Origin of the sequence: Stenotrophomonas sp. ZAC14D2_NAIMI4_6 (assembly GCF_003086875.1) — a bacterium.
GTDB lineage: Bacteria > Pseudomonadota > Gammaproteobacteria > Xanthomonadales > Xanthomonadaceae > Stenotrophomonas.
Genome location: NZ_CP025996.1, coordinates 2,154,572 through 2,178,599 on the forward strand (window position 1 = coordinate 2,154,572; position 24,028 = coordinate 2,178,599).

Annotated in this window: 28 protein-coding genes and 2 pseudogenes; 11 read left to right on the plus strand and 19 right to left on the minus strand. The window is 62.7% G+C overall.

The window, feature by feature from the left end:
• Window positions 1-246: 246 nt before the first annotated feature.
• Together C1933_RS09830 and C1933_RS09840 are read right to left on the minus strand one after the other, a co-directional pair.
• Complete coding sequence (locus C1933_RS09830) at window positions 247-474, minus strand: hypothetical protein (protein WP_108753094.1); 228 nt, start codon at window positions 472-474, stop codon at window positions 247-249.
• 1,524 nt (window positions 475-1,998) lie between these two features.
• Window positions 1,999-2,889: pseudogene (locus C1933_RS09840) on the minus strand (IS3 family transposase); the annotation flags it as partial.
• 78 nt (window positions 2,890-2,967) lie between these two features.
• On the opposite strand from C1933_RS09840, the gene C1933_RS20225 reads away from it, so the two are divergent.
• A complete protein-coding gene (locus tag C1933_RS20225; RefSeq protein ID WP_164272972.1) occupies window positions 2,968-3,171 on the plus strand; it encodes a hypothetical protein in 204 nt (67 codons plus the stop codon).
• 166 nt (window positions 3,172-3,337) lie between these two features.
• Here C1933_RS20225 and C1933_RS09845 read toward each other — a convergent pair whose 3' ends face one another.
• Entirely contained in the window at window positions 3,338-3,631 is a 294-nt protein-coding gene (locus tag C1933_RS09845; RefSeq protein ID WP_108753096.1) for a metalloregulator ArsR/SmtB family transcription factor, read from the minus strand.
• 245 nt (window positions 3,632-3,876) lie between these two features.
• On the opposite strand from C1933_RS09845, the gene C1933_RS09850 reads away from it, so the two are divergent.
• The 3 genes from C1933_RS09850 to C1933_RS09860 are packed head-to-tail and all read left to right on the plus strand — an operon-like array spanning window position 3,877 to window position 5,611.
• On the plus strand, window positions 3,877-4,746 hold the full coding sequence (locus tag C1933_RS09850) for an MBL fold metallo-hydrolase (protein WP_108754798.1): 870 nt from the start codon (window positions 3,877-3,879) through the stop codon (window positions 4,744-4,746).
• Window positions 4,743-5,183 (plus strand): hypothetical protein, encoded by a 441-nt coding sequence (locus C1933_RS09855; protein ID WP_108753097.1) that lies wholly within the window; start codon window positions 4,743-4,745, stop codon window positions 5,181-5,183. The genes C1933_RS09850 and C1933_RS09855 overlap by 4 nt, the downstream gene beginning before the upstream one ends.
• Window positions 5,180-5,611: a DUF6691 family protein gene (locus tag C1933_RS09860; protein WP_108753098.1), complete on the plus strand. Its 432-nt coding sequence runs from the start codon at window positions 5,180-5,182 to the stop codon at window positions 5,609-5,611. The genes C1933_RS09855 and C1933_RS09860 overlap by 4 nt, the downstream gene beginning before the upstream one ends.
• A gap of 43 nt (window positions 5,612-5,654) precedes the next feature.
• Here C1933_RS09860 and C1933_RS09865 read toward each other — a convergent pair whose 3' ends face one another.
• The 10 genes and pseudogenes from C1933_RS09865 to C1933_RS09910 all read right to left on the minus strand — a co-directional run bounded on the left by C1933_RS09865 (window position 5,655) and on the right by C1933_RS09910 (window position 14,345).
• Entirely contained in the window at window positions 5,655-7,043 is a 1,389-nt protein-coding gene (locus C1933_RS09865) for a sensor histidine kinase (RefSeq protein WP_108754799.1), read from the minus strand.
• 17 nt (window positions 7,044-7,060) lie between these two features.
• Complete coding sequence (locus C1933_RS09870; RefSeq protein WP_108753099.1) at window positions 7,061-7,735, minus strand: response regulator transcription factor; 675 nt, start codon at window positions 7,733-7,735, stop codon at window positions 7,061-7,063.
• 24 nt (window positions 7,736-7,759) lie between these two features.
• Window positions 7,760-8,422: a hypothetical protein gene (locus tag C1933_RS09875; RefSeq protein ID WP_325051507.1), complete on the minus strand. Its 663-nt coding sequence runs from the start codon at window positions 8,420-8,422 to the stop codon at window positions 7,760-7,762.
• Window positions 8,403-9,263 carry an SDR family oxidoreductase gene (locus C1933_RS09880; protein WP_108753100.1) on the minus strand — a complete coding sequence of 287 codons (861 nt, stop codon included), beginning with the start codon at window positions 9,261-9,263 and terminating at the stop codon, window positions 8,403-8,405. Before C1933_RS09880 ends, C1933_RS09875 begins: the two co-directional genes overlap by 20 nt.
• Complete coding sequence (locus C1933_RS09885) at window positions 9,263-9,937, minus strand: iron-containing redox enzyme family protein (RefSeq protein ID WP_108753101.1); 675 nt, start codon at window positions 9,935-9,937, stop codon at window positions 9,263-9,265. The genes C1933_RS09880 and C1933_RS09885 overlap by 1 nt, the downstream gene beginning before the upstream one ends.
• Window positions 9,934-11,424, minus strand: coding sequence for an AMP-binding protein (locus C1933_RS09890; protein ID WP_108753102.1), 1,491 nt, complete (start codon window positions 11,422-11,424; stop codon window positions 9,934-9,936). Before C1933_RS09890 ends, C1933_RS09885 begins: the two co-directional genes overlap by 4 nt.
• The gene (locus C1933_RS09895) at window positions 11,421-12,080 is read right to left on the minus strand and encodes a thermostable hemolysin (protein ID WP_234414697.1); all 660 of its coding nucleotides are present in this window, start codon (window positions 12,078-12,080) and stop codon (window positions 11,421-11,423) included. The genes C1933_RS09890 and C1933_RS09895 overlap by 4 nt, the downstream gene beginning before the upstream one ends.
• 114 nt (window positions 12,081-12,194) lie before the next feature.
• On the minus strand, window positions 12,195-12,863 hold the full coding sequence (locus tag C1933_RS09900; protein WP_108753103.1) for a hypothetical protein: 669 nt from the start codon (window positions 12,861-12,863) through the stop codon (window positions 12,195-12,197).
• A gap of 76 nt (window positions 12,864-12,939) precedes the next feature.
• Window positions 12,940-13,985 (minus strand): annotated as a pseudogene (locus C1933_RS09905) (IS3 family transposase).
• 108 nt (window positions 13,986-14,093) lie between these two features.
• Window positions 14,094-14,345, minus strand: coding sequence for a hypothetical protein (locus C1933_RS09910; RefSeq protein WP_234414698.1), 252 nt, complete (start codon window positions 14,343-14,345; stop codon window positions 14,094-14,096).
• A gap of 164 nt (window positions 14,346-14,509) precedes the next feature.
• Here C1933_RS09910 and C1933_RS20355 point away from each other — a divergent pair, with 164 nt between their 5' ends.
• Window positions 14,510-15,064: an integrase core domain-containing protein gene (locus C1933_RS20355; RefSeq protein WP_234414699.1), complete on the plus strand. Its 555-nt coding sequence runs from the start codon at window positions 14,510-14,512 to the stop codon at window positions 15,062-15,064.
• Window positions 15,065-15,377: 313 nt separating this feature from the next.
• Here C1933_RS20355 and arsC read toward each other — a convergent pair whose 3' ends face one another.
• Both arsC and arsH read right to left on the minus strand, forming a co-directional pair.
• Window positions 15,378-15,797 carry an arsenate reductase (glutaredoxin) gene (gene arsC / locus C1933_RS09920; RefSeq protein WP_108753104.1) on the minus strand — a complete coding sequence of 140 codons (420 nt, stop codon included), beginning with the start codon at window positions 15,795-15,797 and terminating at the stop codon, window positions 15,378-15,380.
• Window positions 15,794-16,534 carry an arsenical resistance protein ArsH gene (gene arsH, locus C1933_RS09925; protein ID WP_108753105.1) on the minus strand — a complete coding sequence of 247 codons (741 nt, stop codon included), beginning with the start codon at window positions 16,532-16,534 and terminating at the stop codon, window positions 15,794-15,796. Before arsH ends, arsC begins: the two co-directional genes overlap by 4 nt.
• A 40-nt stretch (window positions 16,535-16,574) precedes the next feature.
• On the opposite strand from arsH, the gene C1933_RS09930 reads away from it, so the two are divergent.
• The 3 genes from C1933_RS09930 to C1933_RS09940 all read left to right on the plus strand — a co-directional run bounded on the left by C1933_RS09930 (window position 16,575) and on the right by C1933_RS09940 (window position 18,876).
• Window positions 16,575-16,889 (plus strand): metalloregulator ArsR/SmtB family transcription factor, encoded by a 315-nt coding sequence (locus C1933_RS09930; protein ID WP_108754802.1) that lies wholly within the window; start codon window positions 16,575-16,577, stop codon window positions 16,887-16,889.
• Window positions 16,890-16,945: 56 nt separating this feature from the next.
• Window positions 16,946-18,004, plus strand: a complete 1,059-nt coding sequence (gene arsB, locus C1933_RS09935; protein ID WP_108753106.1) for an ACR3 family arsenite efflux transporter — start codon at window positions 16,946-16,948, stop codon at window positions 18,002-18,004.
• Window positions 18,005-18,120: 116 nt separating this feature from the next.
• Window positions 18,121-18,876, plus strand: coding sequence for a tetratricopeptide repeat protein (locus C1933_RS09940; protein WP_108753107.1), 756 nt, complete (start codon window positions 18,121-18,123; stop codon window positions 18,874-18,876).
• Here the strand turns inward: C1933_RS09940 and C1933_RS09945 are convergent.
• Complete coding sequence (locus C1933_RS09945; RefSeq protein WP_108753108.1) at window positions 18,873-19,790, minus strand: type II CAAX endopeptidase family protein; 918 nt, start codon at window positions 19,788-19,790, stop codon at window positions 18,873-18,875. The two genes, C1933_RS09940 and C1933_RS09945, sit on opposite strands and share 4 nt — an antisense overlap.
• 656 nt (window positions 19,791-20,446) lie before the next feature.
• Between C1933_RS09945 and C1933_RS09950 the strand changes: the two genes are divergently transcribed.
• Together C1933_RS09950 and C1933_RS09955 are read left to right on the plus strand one after the other, a co-directional pair.
• Window positions 20,447-20,812, plus strand: coding sequence for a hypothetical protein (locus C1933_RS09950; RefSeq protein WP_108753109.1), 366 nt, complete (start codon window positions 20,447-20,449; stop codon window positions 20,810-20,812).
• 27 nt (window positions 20,813-20,839) lie between these two features.
• Window positions 20,840-21,325 (plus strand): hypothetical protein, encoded by a 486-nt coding sequence (locus C1933_RS09955; protein ID WP_159093963.1) that lies wholly within the window; start codon window positions 20,840-20,842, stop codon window positions 21,323-21,325.
• A gap of 66 nt (window positions 21,326-21,391) precedes the next feature.
• Here the strand turns inward: C1933_RS09955 and C1933_RS09960 are convergent, their stop codons facing one another.
• On the minus strand, window positions 21,392-21,691 hold the full coding sequence (locus C1933_RS09960) for a hypothetical protein (protein WP_108753111.1): 300 nt from the start codon (window positions 21,689-21,691) through the stop codon (window positions 21,392-21,394).
• An 89-nt stretch (window positions 21,692-21,780) separates the two neighbouring features.
• Window positions 21,781-22,065, minus strand: a complete 285-nt coding sequence (locus C1933_RS09965) for a hypothetical protein (RefSeq protein ID WP_159093964.1) — start codon at window positions 22,063-22,065, stop codon at window positions 21,781-21,783.
• A gap of 365 nt (window positions 22,066-22,430) precedes the next feature.
• Here C1933_RS09965 and C1933_RS09970 point away from each other — a divergent pair, with 365 nt between their 5' ends.
• On the plus strand, window positions 22,431-22,991 hold the full coding sequence (locus tag C1933_RS09970) for a fasciclin domain-containing protein (RefSeq protein WP_108753113.1): 561 nt from the start codon (window positions 22,431-22,433) through the stop codon (window positions 22,989-22,991).
• A 94-nt stretch (window positions 22,992-23,085) separates the two neighbouring features.
• On the opposite strand, the gene C1933_RS09975 is transcribed toward C1933_RS09970, so the two are convergent.
• The gene (locus tag C1933_RS09975) at window positions 23,086-23,379 is read right to left on the minus strand and encodes a hypothetical protein (RefSeq protein WP_108753114.1); all 294 of its coding nucleotides are present in this window, start codon (window positions 23,377-23,379) and stop codon (window positions 23,086-23,088) included.
• Between the last annotated feature and the right edge of the window lie 649 nt (window positions 23,380-24,028).

Consider the following 24,028-nt stretch of genomic DNA (forward strand, 5'->3'; position numbering starts at 1 on the left):
AACGAATTGCGGCCCCATGATTCTCAATAACTCTCCCTAGCTCATCAGTGAGACAACGCGCGCACTCCATTCCGCCTGGACTGGGGCAACGACAAGTTCGGCACGCCCCCATCGTCGTCGTTCTTGACGGCCTGGACTGGTACATGATCTTGGCCATCAGGCTCACCGTTTCCTCGTGCAAGGCCATAATTTCTGCGTCCGCGTGGTCAAAAGAAAGCCGCGCGGCGCGCGGCTTCTCGTCATGGCTTAGCGGGGAGCATTCCGCTGCTCGCCCTGTTCATCCTTGCCACCGCCCTGCCGACCGCCCTCTTGGCCGCTCTGCTGCTTCTGCTTCTGGGGATCCTTCTCATCCTTTCCATCTGCCCCCCCGCCGAGCTTTTCGCCGTTTTCTTGGCCCTGTGCCTTGTGAGCGGTTCGCTCTGCGTCGCTACCTTCGGTGGAGCGAGTGCCGTGACTTTGGTTGACGTTGTTCATTTGTTACTCCATTACAGCCCAGTGCTGCACAACCACAGTCCTCTTTTGCCTGTTGGGGAAGCGTGTAGCAGCAGCCCGTTTATGAACGACGGCGCAAACAGGCCAGCAACCGAGCGAGTAGAGTCCAAGCTCTTATAGGAGAACTGCCATGGAAAGCCCTAGAGACAAAGACTACGTAGACGTCAGCAGAGAGCTAAGCCACTGGGAACTGGCCTTCAATGCCGGAACGCTCCCTGCGGTAAATTTCCGCCATGAGGTCGCACCGATTGTCCGGCTAGCCTGCGACATCTATATCAGGAACCCACACGGCACCCGCCTGGCTTGGCTACTGGACCTTAGGGAGCGCTTGGAACGTCGGCCCAGCCTTCGAGGAGATCCTGGAGCAGAAGAGATTGCCGAGGGATGCTGGAAACTCATCTCGATCTCTCCGCTGTAGATGGGGAAGGTTACAGTCGCCAAGCGGCGGATTCACTTTTTATGAAGCGTTCACGCTCCTGTGAGAGACTGCCGGCTCTTGGCTCTTCTCCGACACGAAATCCTTCGTGCCCGTGTCCAGCCCCTACTTGGCTAGACACATGTCTCCCCAAAGCCCCTTCCAGATCCTCAGGATCCGTTCGACATTTCGTCTGAATGGAAGCTTCGATGAAATCGAAGCAATCTTCTGCAAGTGCTCGGCCTGTGACTACGTCGCCCGCCTGTCGAAAGCACAGGGGCTAAGCCAAGCTCCCGACATGATCGTACTGACTTGTCCAGACTGTGGTGCCGCAGCAGACGTCCAGGTCCCCGAACTACGTGAAAAATGGGCTGAGCAGGTCCGGCGCGACCGCCTGCTTTGGGGCGCCGGCATCGATCCGGACGATCTATATGGGCCCTAGGTCAGAGACCAACGCCTGAGTGGAACTCGGGCTGGTACCGTGAAGCCGCCCTCCTGCCACCGGACGCCCGAACTCTTATCGGCTTGCTGGGAGAGGGAAGGCGGTGCGCCTAGGGCTGCACCACGGCGGTCCACGCCGCTACGGCTTTTTGCGTACGCCGCCGCCACCGTGCGCGTCGCACGACGTGCTCCCACCACTGAAATAAGATCAATCCCAGTGACTCTCGAGGTAGGCCGACGTGGAGAGCCGCACTCTGCTAGACGGACCACCGCTGATTAGCAATTTGCTCAGATCTTTGCCAACTACCCCATGGCGAAGGCCGCTCGAAGCTCGTCTGCAGGGGAAGCCTATACAACCGCAGGAAGAACTGGGAGCCGCCCCGCGGGGACAACGCAGATGCGCTCGTCAAGGCGTCTTCCGCACTGGGGATAACGCACCCTAATCGTCAAGCACTAGGACTTTTGTCGACGAGGCGGAACAACATCAATGGAAGCAGCTTCCTAGTTTGGGCAGTTCTCTTGTCCGGAACCGACCTATCCACCAGTTCCCGCCATAGGGGGCACTTCATGGATCGCCCAGCTCGCGGGCGACAAGGTCCTCCCAGGGGCGGGCGCGTGCAATCTCTAACGGCGCCGGCGTCCAGGGGGTTCTACCCCGATATCACGGACGGTTCTAAAAGAGCTGCAATCTTCTGATCCTGCCTGGCGACCCTTCTGCGCATCCTCGGGTTGTGGCGTCGCTCGATGTAGTCAAACACATCCGCTCGTGCCGCATCGAGTGTGCGGTAGCTCGTTCGATAGATCCGCTCACGCTTGAGCAGCCCGAAAAAGCCTTCGCAGGCCGCGTTGTCACCGCAATGCCCCACCGCGCTCATTGACCAGATCAGGCTGTTGGCGGCGAGATACCCCTGATAGTCACCGCTGCGAAACTGACTACCACGGTCCGAATGCAGGGTCACCGCATGACTTCCTTGCCGCTGCCACACCGCCATCTGCACAGCCCGGATCACCATCTGACGGTCCTGTCGATCGTGCATTGACCATCCCACAACGCGCTGGTCATAAAGATCCAGCACGATGCACAGATACAACTTGCCCTGCTGGGTCTTGATCTCGGTGATATCGGTCACCCACTTGGTCTCCGGCTCCAGCGCGACCAAATCGCGTTCGAGCAGGTTGACCACGCCCGGTGGCATCACGGCCGGACTGCCACGCTGCCCCCGGCGTTTGCGCCGAGGCCAACCCTGCAGGCAGTCGGCCGCCATCAGGCGTGCTACCCGGTTCAGGCTGGCAGTCTCGCCCTCCTCAGCCAGGTCTTCGCGCATGCGGCCAGCTCCCAGCGTACCCCGGCTGTCCTCGTGAAGCTCACGCATTCGTAGTACCAGGCGCTCATTGTCGAGCTGCCGGGCGCTGGCAGGACGCTTGCTCCACTCGTAATAGCCGCTGGCCGAAACCTTCAGGCAACGGCACATCAGCCGAATCGGAAACTCATCGCGACAACGTTCGATCACCTGATACCTCAGGATGACCGCCCTGCCCTCTATGCGCGCATCTACTGGTCCACCGCGGGCAGCTATTACAGCAGCCCGTTCGCTGAAAAACAGGTGGATTGGCCGTTGATGAGCCAGGAAATTGATGATGTGCTGGCCCGGTATCCGTCTGACTGGAACCTGCAGAACTTTGCCTATTTCGCTTGCCAGGCCGGCGACAAGGCCAAGACACGCGCCCTGATGGACCGCATTACGCGGCCTAAGGAGTTTCATGCCTGGTGGGATGGGGATGTGTATGAGCAGTGCCGGCGATGGTCGCGGGAGAATTCTTGAGCACTGGCAGGCCTGGACGGCTTGGGCGTATTGTCCGTTTGGAACGCGCTTGGCAGGTATGGAACGCGCTTGGCAGCGCCTTAAGGAGTTCACCGTCCACCAATGGCCCAAGCTCCTCCCTGGCGATGCGATCAGCCCACTCCTGCTTGGGATGCGTCACGCCGCTTCAAGGTGAAGCCTCGTCCACACAGAAGATTCCATGCATCGCGCCCAGCAGTGCTGCGACTCGCGAGTCTGTCATGCGGTAAATAATCGACCGCGATTCCCGTCGGGTCGCTACCAGCTTTCGTTGACGGAGTTCGGCTAGTTGCTGGGAAAGCGCCGGCTGTCGAATGCCGGTGGCCTCTTCCAGTCCACCCACCGTCATTTCACCTTGCGCAAGCTGGCACAGCAGCAACAGGCGCGAAGGAGTGGCTATGAAGCGCAGCAGCTCGGCTACTTCGGGCACGCGCTCCTTCATCGTGGCTAGGTCTGACGGGCTGAATGGGGGGCTGGTCACGGGCATTGGCAACTCGGGCGGATGATGTGATGGCAAATAGAAGCGGCAGGCTGCGAAATCTACCACGCCCCCCACATTTGCATAGTGTATGCAAGCATGTAATTATATAGTCGCCATTCCTCCAGGATCCAGTCGTGAACCTGTCCGTTGCGGTAGACGCCCCTCTAGAGCAGGCTGTGCGCGTGGCCAACGATGCGCGCGCCGGCCTGCTTCCCTCGCCTTGCGTGAAGACCTTCTTCGATCCTGCCACGTTCACTGCCAGCCACGTTGTACGCGATCCATCCTCTTCAGCGTGCGCCATCATCGACAGCGTCCTGGACTTCGACATGGCCGCAGGCCGCACTTCTACAGCCTCCGCATCGGCGTTGGTGGACTACGTGCGTGCCGAGCGCCTGCAGGTTCAATGGTTGCTGGAAACTCACGCCCATGCCGACCACCTGTCCGCAGCGCCCTGGCTGCAGCACCAGGTGGGAGGCGCGCTCGCCATTGGCGAACGCATCACCACGGTCCAGGAAGCCTTTGGCAAGGTCTTCAATGCCGGTACTGCATTCAAGCGGGATGGCAGCCAGTTCGATCGCCTGTTTGCCGATGGCGCGTCCTTCCACATCGGCAACCTCCAGGCGATGTCGCTGCACGTGCCGGGCCATACCCCCGCTTGTCTGGCGTACGTGATCGGTGACGCCGTATTTCCTGGAGACACGCTGTTCATGCCGGACTACGGCACCGCCCGATGCGACTTTCCAGGCGGCTCGGCTCGCCAGTTGTATCGCTCGATCCAGCGTTTGCTGTCCCTGCCCGACGCTACCCGCGTCTTCCTGTGCCATGACTACAAAGCCAACGGACGGGACCATTTCGCATGGGAAACGACCATCGGTGCAGAAAAGACAGCCAACCTGCATGTCCACGAGAGCGTGACCGAAGCCATGTTCGTGGAAATGCGCGAAGCCCGCGATGCGACGCTCCCGATGCCGCGACTGCTCCTGCCTTCCGTGCAGGTCAACATGTGCGCCGGCCATCTGCCCGAACCCGAGGAAAACGGCGTGCGCTACCTCAAGCTGCCGGTGGACCTGCTATGACGCTCTCTCATCTTGCGTGGTATTGGCCGCTAATTGGCGGTGCCATGATCGGTGCAGCAGCCGGTGCGTATCTAGTCCTTCTCGGTCGCGTTGCCGGCGTTTCCGGCCTGCTTGCCAAGACAGTTGGCATGCCGGGTGACGGGGGGCGCGGCAGTGCTGTCCTGTTTCTGGCAGGACTTGCCCTGGCCTCTGGCTTGGCGTTGGCGGCCAGACCCATAGCACTGCCGTCGCCTTCCGCAACGGGAGCAGTGGTATTGGTGATTGCCGGATTGCTGGTAGGTTACGGAACTCGTCTTGGCGCTGGCTGTACCAGTGGGCACGGTGTCTGCGGCCTGGGCCGGGCATCGCCAAGGTCGGTGGTGGCTACCTGCGTGTTCATGCTCACGGGCATGGCCACAGCGACCCTTGTGCGGATTCTGGCTGGAGGTACGGCATGAAACGTCTCACCGCGTTCCTGTGCGGCGCACTCTTCGGGCTGGGACTGGTCATATCCGATATGGCCAACCCAACTCGCGTGCTTGCTTTCCTTGATGTGAGCGATGCCTGGGATCCCTCCTTGGCGCTGGTCATGCTGGGCGCGCTGATCCCTTCCAGTGCAGCCTACCTGTGGGTACGCGCTCGCAGAACGCCGGTGCTTGCCGCATCGCTGCACATTCCCACCCATCGAACCATTGATTGGCGCCTGGTCATGGGTGCAGCGATATTCGGCCTGGGTTGGGGACTGGCCGGAGTGTGTCCCGGCCCAGCGATCGCATTGCTGGGAACCGGCCAGCCCTTCGCGATCATCTTCGTTGCGGCCATGGTCGCTGGTGTACTCATGCATGGCCTCATTCACCGTCGCACTGCAGAAAGGGGACAGCCATGATCCTTAAGCCACGTTTCTCGGGTCCTCTCCGGGCGTCCGGCTTTCACCTGGAGATGGCGGCACGATACGCCGAATCTGCTGCCCAATTCACCGTCACCTCAAGACCGCCCAGCTCCTGCGAGTAGCTCAGCGTGACGCTCGCGCCGTGGGCGTCAGCCACCTCCCGGACAATGGACAGCCCAAGCCCGCTGCCTTGCACCCGGCTGCCCAGCGTTCGATAGAAGCGGTCGAACACGCGATCGCGCTCTTCCTCCGCGATGCCGGGGCCGCTGTCGGCGATGATGAGCAACACCCTACCCTCCGCCTGTTTCACGCGGACATTCAGGCGACCGCCGACAGGGGTGTAGCGAACCGCGTTTTCCAGCAGGTTGCGAACCAACGCCGTCAACGCGGGCTCGTCACCCTTGATCTCCGCGCTGTCCAGCTTCAGCTGGAGCCATTGACGATTCAGCGACAGGATGGGACGCAGCGCATCCACTTCCACCCCAACCAGGGCGTCGAGTCTCAGGCGCACCGAAGTCAACCGGGATACGGCCTCTGCGCGGTTGAGTGTGAGCAACTGCGACGCCAGGCGCTCCAGTCGCGCTACTGAGTCGCCCACCATGTCCTGGGCGCTCGCCCTTCCTTCTTCATCCTGCGCCATGCGGGCATTCTCAGCATGCACTTTCAGTGCGCTGATCGGCGTGCGCAACTCGTGCGCCGCGTCGGCAACAAATCGACGCTCCCGTGCAAGCGCCTCACTCAATCGCCCAAGCAGGCCGTTCACAGCCCACACCAACCCTTGCGCCTCGCGCGGAACGTCAGAAGCTTCCAATGGCGACATGCGCTCGGGGTCGCGCCTGCCGATCTGGTCCGAGACGCTCTGCAGCGAGCGGGTCACGTAATTGACGCTCCACAAGATCACCAGCGCCATCAAGGGCAGCGCCAGCAGCAGTGGCAGCATGGTGCCTCCCGCAATATCTTCTGCCAACTCTTCGCGGATGTCCGACCGCTCGCCAGACTGGAACCAACGGCCCTCGCGAGTCTGCAATGTGAAAGTGCGCCATTGTTCTCCGTCGATCACAGGACTGTCGTAGCCGGCCACCAATGGAGCCAGTGGCCGCGTTGGAGCGCTATCTGAGCGGAGCAGCAATCGCTGCTTCGTGTCCCACACTTGGAAAGCAAGCTTGCTCTCATAGGCATGTCCATCGCTGAATGCCAGCGCCTCTCCGACGCCTTCAGCGTGCCCGTGCCAGCCACGCAGCACAATGGGATCGCCCGGAAACGCAGTCAGATCACTTAGCGGCTCATCTACCAGGCCCATCAGTACCCGCGTGGACTGCACCAGCCGGGCATCGAACATTTCCCCCGCTTCCTGTAGGCCGGCGCGATAGCTGAAGAATCCGGCCACGGCCATCAGAACCGCCAAGGTTCCCAGCAGGGTCCATAGCAGGCTGCGTCTCATGGACCTCATGCATCCGTCTCCGACGACTGCCCCAGCGCATACCCGATGCCCCGCACAGTACGCACGACTGCAGGATCGACCTTGCGCCGCAGTTGATGCACATGAACATCCACCGCATTGCTGGCGACGTCTTCATCCCAGCCGTAGAGGTGCTTCTGGATCGTTTCCCGCGCCATCGGTCGCCCGTTCTGTTCCATCAACAATCTCAGCAGCGAGAACTCGCGACGAGTCAGATCCAGCGTCCGTCCTTTCCATCTCGCCTCCAACGTAGCAGGATCAAGATGGAGGTCACCGGAGTCCAGCGTGGGATGCGAACGCCCACTGCTGCGTCTGACGAGTGCGCGTACGCGTGCCAGCAGCTCGGCGGTATCAAAGGGCTTCCCAAGGTAGTCATCTGCGCCAACGTCAAGCCCGAGCGTACGGTCGGCCGGTCGTTCACGGGCGCTGAGTACCAGAATCGGAACCGGGTTTGCCGCCGCCCGAATCCGGCGGATCACCTCGATGCCATCTACCCGTGGCAGCCCCAGATCCAGCACCACCAGATCAAAATCACCATCTTGGGCGGCCAAGAGGGCGGCCGTGCCGTCTTCCACCCAGTCCACGGCGAACGCGCCCCGGCGAAGCGCGGTCCGGATGCCTTCACCCAGGGAACGATCATCTTCGACGAGGAGGATGCGCATGAGGGCAGTGTCCAGTCGCGGACTTCACTTTGCAAGATGGCCCATAACATCGTGCAGCTTGGCCTCGATCTCATGCCGGCGGCCGGCATCGGCCACATCCCGTCCTGGCCGGGCTGGCGCTGCCAGTGCCTTCTGCAGCGCCGCCTGCGCTGGGCCCCACTCCTTCTGATCGCGCAGGAAATCGCCGTAGAAATAGTTGGCATCGATGCCATTGGGGTCGATATCCAGCCCTTTCTTCAACAGCTGGCGCGCCCGATCGTCATCGCCGAAGCCCAGCGGCCAGCCTGGAACCTGGTAGTAGAGCGCGCCCAGGCTGGTATACGCCGCGCCATCCAGGGCCCGGGGATCCAGTTTCAGCGCTGCCTCGAAATCGTCGCGGGCCTGCTTGACCAGGCTGAGTGCGCCCATGCCACCTTTCTCGCCAGCAAGGCTGGACAGCACGATGCCCTCCCAGATCAGCGCGCCGGCATCCCTCGGGGCCGCCTGCCGAGCTTGCGCGGCCTGCTTGGACAGGGCCATGAACGCCGCCTCGCGCTGCGGCTTGGGAGTCTGGTAGTTGATCTGCGCCCAGCGGTCACGGATCTGCGCCACCGGCACTGATGGTTCGGCAGCCACAGCGACCCCGACCAATACGGCGGCGGCAATAAGAATGAGATAGAACATGGTCTTACCCTGCGTGCGCTTCATGGGAGGTGTCCTTGCTGGGAGGGGATGCGGAAGAACTCGCCGCGGTGGTGCCACTGCTGGCATGGCGCCTGACGATGGGTAACTGTTTGCGGAGGCTACGGTCCACCAGCTCTGGCAGCAGGCCGTTCAACCGAGCGAACAGCCGCTCTGGCCAGCCAAGCTGCAAGCGCGGATTGCCAGAGCGCAGTGCCTGCAACAAGGCCGTTGCGACCTTCTCGGCCGAGTCGTGGGAAACGCCCAGTTCGGCGTTCATGGCATCCACGGCGGCGCTGTTGAAATCTGTGCGGGTGGCGCGTGGTGACAGGTACTGGAACTTGACTGTGCTGCCGGCATACTCGCGGCCCAGACCTTCGACCAGGCCGCGCAATCCGAACTTGCTGGCGCTGTAAGCGGCAAAACCCGGGAAGGCCAGGCTGCCGAACGTCGAGCCGAGAACGGCCACGCTGGCGTGCGACTGCCGCTCCAACAAGGGCAACAAGGCGCGGATCAGCAGCATGGAGCCAACCAGATTGGTCTGCATCAGCTGTTCCAACGCCTGCTCTGTCTGTGCGCCGAACAGTCCGAAGGCGGCGCTGGCATGGCCTACGACCAGCACCGAAGGCGGCCTGGATAGCGCATCAATTTTCGCCAGCAACGCGCCGCGGCCCGCCGCCGTGCCGATATCGGCAACGACCGGTATGACAGACCCTTCCGGCAACGTGTCAGTGAGCGCCTGCAGCCGATCGTGGCCCCGCCCCACCGCCACGACCTGCGCGCCCTCGCCCACCAGGCCGCCGCAGAGCAACCTTCCGATGCCGCCGCTGGCTCCGGTCAGAACGACCGTACGTCCACGCAGGTCCATCAGGCCGCCTCCGCAGTACGCGCGCCGCCACTGCGCAGGGTGCGGAAGATATCGCCATAGAGAACGTAGAAGCGGCGTGCCGCATGGATAACGGCCTGCTGGTCGCTGGGATCATCCAGCCTGTCCATCAGCGATTTGAAGAAGCCGACATGCTCGATATCCAGATCGCCATGCGAAAGCAGATAGCTGAAGGCGTTGCGCGGAAGATCCAACGACGTCTGCAGGGTGTTTGCAGCCTGCGTTGCCAGCGCCACACTGGTGCCCTCCAGCACCACTACCATGCCAAAGAAGCCCACCGGGTTCCCGCGCTGGATGGTGTCGTAGGCGTAGCTGACCATGAGTTCGGTGGCCAGTACGGGTTCGGATGTTGCAGCAGCGGACCGATCACCGCCGGCACCTGCAATATCGTCCAGCACCCATTCCTGGTGGCCCATCTCTTCTTCGATGTACTCACCGATCGCGGTCCGCAGCCATTCCAGGCGCGCAGGCAGGCGCGAGCCACAGGCCATCAGCAGCGGTACCGTGTGGCGCACGTGGTGGTACGCCTGTTGCAGGAACGCCAGATAGTCACCGCGGTCGATGCGGCCCGCCAGTGCGTCGCAGATGATGGGAATCTGAAGCAGCGACTGGCGCTCGCTGGCGGTCTGGGCAAGAAGGTGATCGTGGAAGCTCATGCAGGGTCTCCGATGGTGCTGAACGCAGGGCGCCGGTAGGCGGCGTCGATCTCTGCCTGGTAGTGGGCGAGGATGGCCTCGCGACGAATGCGACCATTGGCGGTCAACAGACCGGCGTTCGCACTGAATGGCGCGACGTTGACGTAGCGCGCGATGCGGGCATAGTCAGGCAGGCCGGCGTTGATGGCGGACAGCGCCGCCTCGAGCGTGGCGGAGTCCTGCTGCGCGAAGCGCGGAACCAGCAATGCCACGTTGTCGGCCTGCCCTTCCCCCCAGACCAGAGCCTGCGCGACGGCCGGGTGTGAAAGCAGTTCGCTCTCCACCCATTCGGGCGACACGTTGCGGCCAAATGCAGTGATGAAGACGTTCTTGCGACGCCCGGTCACATGCACGAAGCCGTCTGCATCGATGTGTCCCAGATCACCGGTGTGGATCGGCCCCTCCGGCAGCGACTCGTCGCCCAGATACCCCAGTGCACGCGCACCGGACACCACGATTTCTCCGTCCATGATCTGCACTCGCACGTGTGGCAGGGGGTGCCCCACCGTGCCATCGCGCTGGGCACCAGGACGATTCAGGCACACCACCGACCCGCACTCGGTCAGACCGTAGCCTTCGAACACCGGCAGCCCCAGGCGCCGTGCCCGCGACAGAAGACCGGGAGAAACCCTGCCTCCCCCAACGGCCAGGTATCGCAGCGATGCTGGCAGTTCAGCGCCCTGCTCTGCCGCCATGACCAGGGCCAGGAGTAGCTGCGGCACCAGGATGATGCTCTCGGGGCGATAACGATTGAGGCAGCTCAGCAGCGTGCGGACATCCAACCCTGCTGCGCCGGTGTAACCGATCTCCTGCAGGGACGGCAGCGCGATCTCGGCGCCCGACAACAACGCCGCATACAATCCAGCGACGTTCTCCAGGAGCGTTGACAGCGGCATCAGGCACAGATGCCGGCGTGGTGCGATGTCACCTGCGGCGTCTGCCAATGACGCGGCGGTGGCCATCAACGTTCCGGCAGAAAGGCATACGCCGCGCGGGCGCCCTGTGCTGCCCGAGGTGTAGGTCACGCAGGCCGTGCCGACCGGCAGCGTACTGCCAGCAGGAGCGTCCAGGCCTAAGCCGTGCGCACTCAGTGCCGGCAACGCCATGGGTGCGGCCGTGATCCCGCACGGCGGCAACGTGCCCTCCGCAACCACCAGCAGCTGGGCACCGCTGGTCTGCAGTGCGTGCTGCACTTGATCATCGGAGAAGAAGGTGGGCAACGGTACGTGCACCACTTCGGCAATGCGAAGGGCCAGGTCCAGAACCACCCAATCGAGGCCGTTGTCCAGGCGGCTGGCAACGCAGGTCACGCCTGCCTTCTGCAACCATTTCACCAGTTCCAGCACGCGCGACCGTAGTTTGGACGCACTCAGCGAAGCCTGGCCGGTCAGCACTGGCTGCCGATGCTCCTGCAGCAGGCGCAGGACGTCCTGTGCATCAGCGCTCATCCGGCCGCCTCTGCGGAGCAGCCCGCATCTGCTTGGTCGATCGCGCACGCCTTTCCGCCAAGAAAGGCGATGCCTTCGCGGATATCGCCGCACATCACGCGCGGTTGGGACTCGTAGTAGCGACCCCAGTCGGCCGCGCTATCGCCCATGCGCTCGGCACGTGCGGGCACCAGTTCGATCGGTGCCAGATGCAGGCGTACGAACGCATTGCGCAGCTGTTGGGTCGCTACGAACATCACCCAGTCCACTTCGGCGGCACGTAGCACCCAGGCCAGTTGCACGATCAACTCGCGTGCCACGCCCGCCGTCGACGCAGCAAAGTGGCCCACCTCAGCAATCTGCGTACGGCGCGGCGCACTGGGCAGGTGTTGCGCCAGTACGGTTTCCGCCGGCGCATCCAGATAATTCTCAACAAACAGTGGGCCGCTGGCCGCATGTCGCAGGCCGACCGCCGCCACCAGCGCCCCTTGCGTATCGCGGTAGGCCAGAAGCCGTGGCATGAAGTCGCGGACGTCCGCGCCGAAGCGCTGACGATAGGTCTCGGCGATAAAAGACTGTACCTGTTCACGAAGCGGGTGATCAGGCCCGACGAGAGTGGCTTCCGCGAATCTGCCCGGATGCGGGGCCATTGGAATCGGCTGTGGGATCATGTCCATGGGGCACGATCCTGAAGCGCGCCGATTAAGGCGAAATTAGGCCTTTGTTAGCCTATTGTTAGGCATTTGATCGGATTTCGTTTCCAGGCCGGGTTGCAACAGCGGTCTCTTGATCTAGACAACCAAGGCGAGCGTCAGTGCGACGACCAGTGCCAGCGTCACCAGGAAAGAGCCAAGTACAAAGCCAAATGCCTGGAGGTATCCCGTGCAGTTCAGTGCTACGAAGGTGCGGGTTCGTGCCCACAAATACCATGCAACTGCCAGCGCTCCGATCCCCACACCCCAGCCATGCGCAATGTCTCCACCAGCAGAGCCAACTGCCTGCGAAACTGCAAGCAGAATCACAAACGGGCACGCAATGAACGCCTGTATGGAAAAGGGCTCCCGTAGCGTGTCGCGGTTGATGGGCAGGCGCTGTCGCCACAGCATGCTTAGCGCCGCCCCCAGGGCGAAGATGCAGAAGGCCGCCGAACGGGTGAGCAGCAGCCCCTGCTCGCTTCCAAACAGTAGCTTGCCCACCGGTCCTGATACCGCGAGGGGGGCGGTGCGCGTAGACATTTCCAATGCGTGCGCCAGCACCACTGACAGAATCAACATCAACACAGGGCTGATGGCGTCGGCGAATCGTTGTTCCGGATCCTTGGAGAACTCTCGGCGCGTGTAGTGCGCTACCTCGCCTGGCTGCAACAGCACCCTCCACAGGGTCCGCGGGTAGAACACCAACCACCCTACGAGTTCATAGAGGAACTCCTCAAGCGATCGCAGCAGTCTGATGAGATCCATAAGAGCCCCGGGTCAAATGGTTGAAGGTGAGCTTACTTTCCCTGCGACGTCCCCCCGTCCTCAGTAGCGGTCGGGTTTAGAGTCCGGTGCTGATCTTATCCCTCTTGCCAGCCAACTGCGCGGCGTATTGGGCGGGCGTCAGCCCGCCAAGTGCTCGTTTAGGCCTTTCCTCGTTGTAGTCGCGCCGCCAGCTTTCGATACTGGTTCTGGCGTGGAGCAACGTCGGGAACCAGTGCTCGTTCAGACATTCATCGCGTAGCCGCCCGTTGAAGGACTCAACGTAAGCGTTTTGGTTCGGCTTGCCCGGCTCGATCAGGCGCAGGGCAATTCCCTTCTCGTGAGCCCACGCCACCATCGCTTTTCCGCAGAACTCCTTGCCGTTGTCTGTCCTGATCACCTGCGGCAGACCGCGTTGAACGGCCAATCTGTCCAGCACCCTGGCAACGCCCTGCCCGGAAATAGCCCGTTCCACCTCGATGGCCACGGCCTCGTGGGTGGCGTCGTCCACGATGGTCAGGCACTTGATTACTCGGCCTTCCGCGGTGCGGTCAAACACGAAATCCATCGACCACACCTGATTGGCGGCGGACGGGCGCAGCAAAGGTTGACGCTCACCGACAGGCATCTACTTGCGCTTCCTGCGACGCACCTGCAGACCTGCTTCCTGATAAAGGCGCTCCACGCGCTTGTAATTCACGACATGCCCCTTCTGTCGCAATTTCAGATGGATCATGCCCACGCCGTAACGTCGATGCCTGTGTGCCAGTGCAGTGATCTGCTCGCGCAGTTCAACGTTGTGGTCCGGCCTCGGCTCGTAACGCAGCGCGCTGGCGCTCATGCGTGCAACCACCAACGCGCGCCGCTCGCTCAGCCCTTTTTCGACCATGCTCCGCACCAGCAACCTGCGTGCCGGTGCGGTCACCACTTTCTTCGCAACGCATCCTTGATGACGTCGTTCTCGAACACCTGCTCGGCCAGCAGCTTCTTCAGGCGTGTGTTCTCCGCTTCCAGGTCCTTGAGCCGCTTGGCGTCGGGCACGCTCGTCCCACCGAACTTGCTGCGCCACAGGTAGTACGAGGCCTCACTGAAGCCATGCTGGCGGCATAGGCCCTTGATCGGCATGCCCGCCTCGGCCTCGCGCAGGAAGCCGATGATCTGTTCTTCGGAAAAGCGCTTCTTCACGTCCAATCTCCTTGTCGTTGAGGATTGGACTCCAAACCGTCGCGCCACTCAGTCTCGGGGGGACGTCGCGCGCAGGAAGGTTTTCAGCGGCGCCGGACCGGTCAGCCCGATACTCGCCATAGAGCGACCTTCAACGAAGTGCACCCATGCGAGCGCGGCCACCAGCGTCGGCCCGAAGCCAATCCAAAGCAGCGCGTGTAGGCCAGCGAGTCCGATCGGATCGCCGCCAGGCGTCGACCAATGCTGCGACTGCATCCACCCGTCCACCGCGATCACCGGTACCGCGTTGAACAGGATCATGAGGACTCCAGATCGACGTGATCGCCGCTGGAAGTTGCCACCCGCGCAGAGGCGTGGCAAAGAAGCTGGGCAGGTACATCGCGATGACGTGCCATTGCAGGCTCAGGTTGGACGACTCCTGCGCGTGGGCTTGCATGTGCGTGGCCAGCGGAGCCGCGGTCATCATGAAGTTCATCAGCATGTACGACACCGCGCCACAGATCACCGCAGCGATGAAACGCGGGTCCAGCAGGACGGAGGACAGTGGTTGTCGGGACATGCCGCTTGCCGGCGCGACATGCGGCAGCGGCACACCGGCCAGCAGGCTGGCCGATACTGCGGCGACCAAGCCTTGGAACAGGAACGTCGCTGCGAATAGGTGGCCGGGCCAGAGATGCATGGTGAGTGACACCAATTGCGGCCCCACCACCCCAGAGGCGTTCCTGCTTCGCTCGGACAACGGCTTGGTGTTCACCAGCCGCGACTACAACCGGCTGGTGCGTAGCTATGGCCTGAAGCAGGAGTTCATCATCCCGCACTGCCCGCAGCAGAACGGGATGGTCGAACGCGTGATCCGGACGCTCAAAGAGCAGTGCGTGCACCGGCATCGCTTCGAGAGCCAGACCCACGCACTGCGCGTGATTGCCGACTGGATCGCGTTCTACGACCAACAGCGCCCGCATCAGGCGCTGAAGATGATGACCCCAGATGCGGCCTATGCCGCTAGATTAACCGCATGACCTGAGCAGAAAGCGGTGGGTCATTACATAACTGCCTAGTAGACGGACTCGTAGATCCGGGTATGCGACCTATCCATACAGTTCGATCTTAGGGTGGCTGGGTCCGGCCAACAACCCAGCATGTAAGCGGACCGAGCGGCCGGAACGGCTGCTGCACCAATGGCTGCTACGGGTCGGTCGATACCTTGAAGCACCGTGGCGGAGCGTCGAAGTGCCAGCGAGCGCCGCAACCGAAGCAGCGGACACCTTCGCAAAGCTCCACTTCATCGCACGCTTCCTTCCAGGGGTTGCTATCCCGTGGCAATTTAGCCGTTCAACGCACGCGCCTGCCATCCCGATCAATCACCACTTCGCCATCTTCCTTGGTAAACGGCTCCCGCACCCTTGGCAGTATGTCCAGAACCACCTCGGACGGCCGGCACAGGCGCGTGCCCATGTCCGTCTGCACGAAGGGCCGATTGATGAGAATAGGATTTGCCAGCATGGCATCCAGCAGTACGCTCTCGCTCAATGCGGGATCGTCCAGCCCCAGCTCCAGATACGGCGTACCCTTCTGGCGAATAGCGCCGCGAACATCCAATCCGGCGGCGGCAATCAGTGCGACCAGCTGCGTTCGGCTGGGCGGGTTGGCCAGATACTCGATTACTTCAGGTTCAATGCCGGCGTGACGAATCAACGCCAAGGTGTTTCGCGATGTGCCGCACCTGGGGTTGTGGTAGATGACAGCGTTCATGCGCTCTCCTTTTCATCCACTGCGGTCTCGACCACGCCAGCCGCGGCGGCAAGCGCGGCCGCTTCGGCTGCACCCTTCCGCTCGCTGTAGCGGTCAACCAGGTAGTCACTGCGGCCACGCACCAGCAGGGTGAACTTGACCAGTTCTTCCATCACATCCACGACGCGATCGTAGTAGGCCGACGGCTTCATGCGCCCCTCGTCATCGAACTCCTGCCAGGCCTTGGCTACCGAGGACTGATTTGGAATCGTGACCATCCGCATCCAGCGGCCAAGAACGCGGAGCGCGTTGACCACATTGAAGGACTGGGAGCCTCCGCAAACCTGCATCACTGCCAGTGTGCGACCTTGGGTCGGGCGCACGCTCCCCTCCTCCAACGGCAGCCAGTCGATCTGGTTCTTGAACACGGCCGTCAGGGTGCCGTGGCGTTCCGGGCTGACCCACACGTGCCCTTCAGACCACAGCGAGGCCTGGCGCAGCTCCTGCACCTTGGGGTGCGAGGCGGGCACCGAGTCGAGCATCGGCAGGTCGTGCGGATCGAACAGGCGGGTCTCTGCACCCAAGTGCTCCAACAACCGCTGCGCCTCCAGCGCCAGCTTGCGGCTGAAGGACTGCGGGCGCAGGGAGCCGTACAGGATCAGGATGCGGGGCCGGTGTGGCGAGGCATTCGGCTCGCTCAGTTTTTCGGCTACCGGAGGGCTCAAGGCTCCAGGGGCGATATTAGGAAGCTGCTGCATGCGGGTTGTCCTGCCGATTCGATTCGACTATTCTAGAAACATGGAACATAAGACTGCAACCCACGCTCTAGCAGCCCTGGGCCACGCCACCCGGCTTTCCATCTTTCGCCTCCTGGTCCAGGCCGGAAGTGGCGGCAAGCTGGCCGGCGACATCGCACAGTCGCTTTCCCTTCCTGGCGCCACCCTCTCCTTCCATCTGAAGGAGCTGCTGGCCGCTGGCCTGGTCACCGCCGAGCAGCGCGGTCGCACCATCTGCTACCGGGCGGAGTTCCGGGCGATGAGCGCGCTGGTGGCCTACCTGACCGAAAACTGCTGCGCGGGCGATCAGGCTTGCGACCGCCCTGCGGGTTGCTGACGTCTCGCCCCTTCGAGATCGCACAGATCGACTAACCGCTCCCTGCGAGACCTGCCATGACGACTGATACGCCCCGCCTGTCCTTCCTGGACCGGCACCTTACGCTCTGGATTTTTCTGGCCATGGCCTTGGGCGTCGGCGTGGGCGCGATGTTCGAAGGCGTGCCCAGCGCGCTCCACAGCCTGTCGATTGGATCGACGAACATCCCGATCGCCATTGGCCTGATCCTGATGATGTATCCGCCGCTGGCCAAGGTGAAGTACGAAGAGCTGCCCAAGGTGTTCGCCGACAAGCGCGTACTTATGCTGTCGCTGGTGCAGAACTGGATCATCGGCCCGTTCCTGATGTTCGGCCTGGCGGTGCTGTTCCTGCGCGATTACCCCGAATACATGACCGGCCTGATTCTGATTGGGCTGGCACGCTGCATTGCCATGGTGCTGGTCTGGAACCAGCTCGCCCGCGGCGATGGGCAGTACGTGGCGGGCCTGGTGGCATTCAATTCGATCTTCCAGATCGCGCTGTTCAGTGTGTATGCGTGGTTCTTCCTGTCGTGGCTGCCGCCGGTGTTCGGGCTGCAGGGCAGCGTGATCGACGTCAGTTTCTGGACCATTGCCGAGGCGGTGCTGATCTATCTGGGCATCCCCTTCCTGGCGGGGTTCGTTACCCGCCGTTGGCTCAAGGCGCGCAAGGGCGTGCGTTGGTATGAAGAGACGTTCCTGCCGGCGATCAGTCCAATCACGCTGGCGGCGCTGTTGTTCACGATCGTTGCCATGTTCAGCCTGAAGGGCGGCGACGTGCTGCGCATCCCGATGGATGCAGTACGCATCGCGATCCCGCTCACGCTCTATTTCATTGTCCAGTTCGTGCTGAGCTTCTTCATGGGCAGGTTCATTGCCAAGGACTACCCGCGCACGACCGCAATCGCCTTCACGGCAGCAGGCAACAACTTCGAGCTGGCCATTGCCGTTGCCATCGCCGCGTTTGGCCTGGCCTCGCCGGTCGCCTTCGCCGCGGTTATCGGCCCCTTGGTGGAAGTGCCGGTGCTGATTCTGTTGGTGCATGTCGCGCTGCGGCTGGGCAGGCGCTACTTTCCTGCCGACGCACGAAGCCACTGAGTCATGCGATGGGAATCGGCCCTATTAACGTGACGCATCACGCTCGACCGGCACCCCATTGGCGCACCACCCCACTCCCACTATAGTGCCAGCCCCCACAAGGACCAGGCACCCACATGCCCTATATCGGAATCGGACTCCACGTATTGGCCGCCATCTTCTTCGCGGTCCACGCCATCCGCTCAGGCCAGAGCCTCTACTGGCTCCTCCTGCTCTTCTCGTTCCCGCTGCTCGGCAGCGTCGTCTACTTCCTGGCGATCTACTTCCCGGAAGCCCGCCATTCTCGCGGGGCCCGGCAGGCCATCCGCTCCGCCAAGCAGCTGGTGAACCCCGGCCAGGACCTGCGCAACGCGCGGGCCGAGCTGGCGCGCACGCCCACGGTGCAGAACCGGGTTCGTCTGGGCATGACGCTGCTCGATGCCGGCCAGGCAGAGGAGGCCAGAGACCTGCTGGAGCACGCCGCCAGCTCGCCGCTGGGCGACGATCCTTACATCCTCACCGGCCTGGCCCGTGCTCGCCTGGATTCCGGCCACGCCGCGCTGGCGGTCGAGACGCTGGACGGTCTGTTCGCCCGCCACCCGGATACCCGCCGCAAGCCGGAACAGACCCTGCTCTATGCGCAGGCACTGGCCGAAGCCCAGTCGCCCGACGCGCGCGCAGCGTTCGAGCGCGCGGTGGACTGCGGTAACGATGCGGCCGCACGTTGCCTGTACGCCGAATGGCTGATGGCACAGCCGCAGCCGGCCGATCGGGATCAGGCCCGCAGCTTGTTCGACAGCATCCTGGACGACGCCAAGCACTGGTCGCGCCACGCGCGCAGCCACAATGCCGCGTGGCTTGAGCGGACCAAGGTGGCGATGAAAGGCCGCTAACGGCTGTAGCCCGTCGGCGAGGGGCTCTGAGCTCCGCGCGTCTTTCGCCACTGGATCCACGCGATCGCGGCGACGAAGAAGACGCTGCACAGGTAACTTCCTTCCGGCCCTTCCGCGCCGCCGGTCAGGGCGTCGAGGCCTTGCGGGCGCAGTGCCACCAGCAGCGCCGGCAAGTGCGCATCGATGCCGGTGACCGGCAGTTCGAAGCCGGTCGCGAGCAACCAGTTCCACCCCGCGTGCCAGCCCATCACGCCCCAGATATTGCCGGCCCGCAGCGCCCAGGCGCAGGCGAACAGCGAGAACAGGAACATGCCGAGCGTGACCCGGAGCGGCTGGTGCGGACTGAAATGCAGGAAGCAGAAAACGAGCGACACCAGCACCACTGCCACCGCGACATTGGTCTTGCGCGCCACCGCCGACAGCATCCAGCCGCGGAAGATAATCTCCTCCACGCTCGCCTGGAACATGAAACTCAGTAGCAGCAGACCGATGTGCAGCAGGCTGACCGGCGATCGCCAGGCCAGCCCCACGCCTGCCGCCTGCATGCCGCCCGCCATCCAGATCGCGACTACGACCAGCGCGATCGTGCCGAATCCAACGGCCAGTCCGCGCAGGAAGGTGTTCAGCGGCGCCGGACCGGTAAGCCCGATACTCGCCAGCGAGCGCCCTTCGACGAAGCGCACCCAGGCGAGCACGGCCACCAGCGTCGGCGCGAAGCCAATCCACAGCAGCGCATGCAGGCCAGCGAGTCCGATCGGATCGCCGCCCGGCGTCGACCAATGCTGCGACTGCATCCACCCGTCCAGCGCGAGCACTGGCACCGCGTTGAACAGGATCATAAGGATCGGCGCCAGCCAGGCCCAGGGCAACCAGCCGCGGGCCGGTTCCGGCGAGTACAGGGCAACGGGGGTCATGCGGGCTCCAGGTCGACGTGATCGCCGCTGGAAATTGCCACCCGCGCAGAGGCGTGGCAACCCGTTTGCGACCAAGCAACAGAAGCCGCCGATGAATGGCCTGGATCGCCGACGGGATGGCGCTGATTGGTCGCGCCACGCGCGAAGCCACAGTGCAGCATGGCTTGAGCGGACCAAGGTGGCGATGAGGGTCCAGTAACCGCCGCTGGCCGAGGGCGTCGCATGTCGCATCTGCCCTGCCCTCGGTGGCTGCAGTCGGTTCGCGACAACGCAATCGCTGGAACCGCCAATACCGGCAGAAGCCTTACGTGCCAAGGCATCAGCATCGCCACGCAATTTGCAACGATTCTGAAAATGTTGAAAGCAGTGACGGCTTCGCCCCTACTGCCTTGGCATTGAGCGCAACCGGGCGTATTCCTTGCCGGGCCACCAAACACCGGTGGTCGGGGCTCGAAATCCCGGTTTTATGCTGATGTTTGCGCTTGCCGGCCGACACCACCCTCGCGTGGTGTCGGCCGGCAATCCGTCTGCCGACTATGGCGGGCGGTGCGTGGGGGCTTCGTGCCCACCGGTCTCAGCATAAACCGGATTTCGAGCCACGCATCGTCCGCCACCTTTATCGGTGGCGGCTTCTGCCTGCACGCACGGAGCCCGCCATGACCACGCCCTACTCCCCTGCCCCGCATTCCATCCAGGAACCGCCGGCAGCCGATCCCGCGCCAGACCCCAACACCCTCACTCACCTGCTGCGCAGCATCGGCGCCGGTGCCGCCGCCGACGGCCAACCCTGGCCCGAACGCCACCCGCTGCGCAGCCGACAGATTGCACTGGCCGATGCCGATTGCGCCCTGGCTGGCCAGCGCGTGGTGCAGGAACTGCTGCTGGCCGCCGAGCGTGCCCGCCAGAATGGAGACCCTGACCAGGACGTGGGCGACCGGGTAATGGAAGGCCTGGCCATGGCCAGCCTCGCGCTCAACGTCTTCATCCAGGAACGCGTGCGGCCGCTCGGCGCAGGGTCGTAAGTGAGGTCGTTCGTCCCGTCTGCCCTGATGGTCATCGCCGCGCTGGCCGCTATTTCCTTGTTGCCATGGCCGCAGAGCGCAGCCGAAGAGACGTGGGTCTATCCGAAGATGGAATTCGCGGAGTTCGAGAAGCTCTATGGCAGTGCGCACGAATTTGTTTCCACGCGCCGAGCAACGGGCTTCACGATCTACCCGGCGGATGCCGTTGCGCCCTCTTTCCAAGTGCGCTGCAAAGGCTTTCCCGTGTTGAGGGTGGAGCGCACAAAACCGACGGTCGCGCTGCGTCTGCCGGCAGACGCTCTACAGCGTGCGCCGGAATCTGACACGCTGTATCTGGATCTGCAGCAGTTGATGGCGTTCAACCAGGTTGAGGGTGTCAGCATTCCCGATGGGCGGGCCCGGCCGTGGTGGCGGGCTGGGCCCCCGGTGCCGAAGGATGAGCGGTGTGCGTTGCCATCTGGTGGCCGGTTGATTGACTGGTACCGTGGTTTGCGCTCGGTGGTGCGGGGATAGATTCTGGTGATGGGTGTCGAGGGGTTCAGTCGAGCAAGCTCGACTCTACGCGGCCGTTAAGCCGAATCATTCCAGCTTTCTGTAGAAGATCCAGAATGCGTCTTTCTGAGGCAGCTGCGGACATGGTGCGGTTCGGATCTCAGTCGCCATGTTTAACTGTCGAGCAAGATCTGCAACCACCTCCGTCTCAATGCAGGAGATAGCATCTTCAGTATGATCGTCAACGTGCCGATCCAGGAAGAAGTACAGAGTGAAATCGTCCGGGCCCGTCTCGAAGGCACAGACCGCTACTAGTGAAGGAAACACTTCGCCGATCAGTGCACGGCTGACGCTGAGAAATATCTCTTCCCGAAAATTATTCGCCATGGATAAGGCCTGAAGGGTGCGATGCGGATGTCATTTCTTGCATGGCGGATAACTCCATACCGAGCGGCGCTGGGATTTCCGTCCTCCCCTTACGCAGCAGGCCAACCGGTCCCGTCAGGATCACCCGCCAGGCGCACGTCATTGATCATGCCTGCGTGTATTTCCTTCAAGCGCTCGAGCACACCGTCCAGCTCGTCCATGGCCTCAACAGCATCGCCGTTGGCCAACGACCGTCTTGCGTGCTTCAGATCGGCAATCAGCCCGTGCAGGGTGTCTGACTGCATTGCAACGGCAGGATTCCTGCGGCAAGGAAAATGCACGGTCGCGTTGTTTCCTGGCTCACCGTATACCGAAATGGACATCATCTTCTTCATGTTACCGGCATCATCTGATTGTAGAGACAAGATTCGTCGAGGTTTCTCTGAACATATCGATCAGGCAGCGCCCCTCTGCTTCATGCTACCTGAGCCGATATGCCGGATGAACGCTCCGCCCACGCACCGCGCGCAAGCTCGCGGTCGAGGCACGGCACTCCGTGAAGATCCGGCGCCCATTCGTCACGCTATGCCAATGTGGTTGAACCATTCAGAAGATAGCTCATGTTGGGCGCATCCAACCTCGGCTACCGGCACGTAGGTAAGTGGACAACGCGCCAGAGCTGCTCGCACTGGAGCGTGATCCGCAGGATTGCCTGCACCCATCCAGGGGCCTGATGGCCTCTGCAAGCGAGGACACACACATGCGTACCCAGATTCAGCGTCTTGCCATTGCCGCCGGCATTGCAGTTGCCTGTGCGGTACCCACTGCGTTTGCCGCCGATAACCCGATGGTGGGAGGCGTGCCGATGTATGCGAACAAGACGATCGTGGAAAACGCGTCCACCGCCAAAGACCTCAGCACGCTGGTAGCTGCGGTGAAGGCCGCCGGCCTGGTGGAAACCCTCAGCGGCAAGGGGCCGTTCACCGTATTTGCGCCCACCAACCAAGCGTTTGAAAAGCTTCCTGCCGGCACGGTCGATACGCTGCTGAAGCCGGAAAACAAGGCCAAGCTGACCAAGGTGCTGACCTATCACGTGGTATCGGGCACCTATACGGCCGCGCAGCTGACCGCGGCCGCGCGCGGTAACGGTGGCAGCAGCACGCTGAAGACGGTGCAGGGTGAGCCGCTGACCGTGAAGCTGCAGGACGGCAAGGTGTGGGTTATCGATGCCAAGGGCGGCAAGGCATCGGTAACCACGGCAGACGTAAAGCAGTCCAACGGCGTGGTGCACGTGGTGGATACCGTGCTGATGCCGAAGTAAACCGTTCGCGCGGCGCGGCGGGACAGCCTCCTGCCGCGCCTGCGCGCGCACCTTCCAAGGCCGCTGTGCGGATTTGGGCGCGCCAGGACGGCGCTCACGCAGCGTCGGAAGCCGGAGATGACCATGCACGCAGCAGCGCAGGTTTGAACGCTTGTTGACCACAGCCGGTTGGGCAACGCACCACACTCACCGTGGCATGGCTGAGCAGCCCCCGGCCTTCTTCGGCCTTGAATACCGTCTCACAGGACAAACAGCGCGCCACCAGGGAGTACAGGTTCACCAGGCGTCCACTGGCCGGATCCTGAAGCGCGTCCACAGCGAGAAGGTCGAACCGGCAGCTGTCCGGAGGCATTCGGTACTGGGCTTGGGCCAGAGCCTGTAGATTCATGAGGCAGCACTTTCGGAGGTCCGAAGTACTTTATGGAAGGCAATGTGGACTGCGTGTTGACTCTGCATGCGTGCCGCGTGTGGACCGGTGACAATGCGCCGTTGGGGCAGATCCCTCACCCACAGCAAGATTCTGCAAGCGCCCTCCCCGACCAGCGCTAGCTCCAACCCAGTCACCGACACAAAACAGACGACCAGGTAGGCATATCTCCCCTGTACCGGCAACGTGCCAGCAGGCGTGTACGCCCAAGGAGATTTATGCCTGGCCAGGAAGGCATTCGAGCTGAGAATGGTGGCGCGCGAGGCGCAAGGCGTCCTGCTGGGTGGCGTGCTGTGTCTCCGGCGCCGCAGGATAAGCGGTGTGCGTTGCCATCTGGTGGCCGGCTGATTGATTGGTACGGTACCGTACGTTCGCGGTTGTAGGCCTTGGTGGAGCGGGATCGGTTCTGGTGATGGGGTGTTGACGCCTGGAGACTTGTACGGGATCCATGTCGTATCCGACGTTGCTGCGACGCTTGTGTCTCGTCGTCTCGCTGCCCCGATTCACGCCCGCGGATAAGCCTGGAATCAGTCGCAACTCAAGGACTCTTCAGTGGCGGGGCGGATGCGATGATGTCAGAACCATTGCGTGCGTGCGTTAAGTTTGCCTT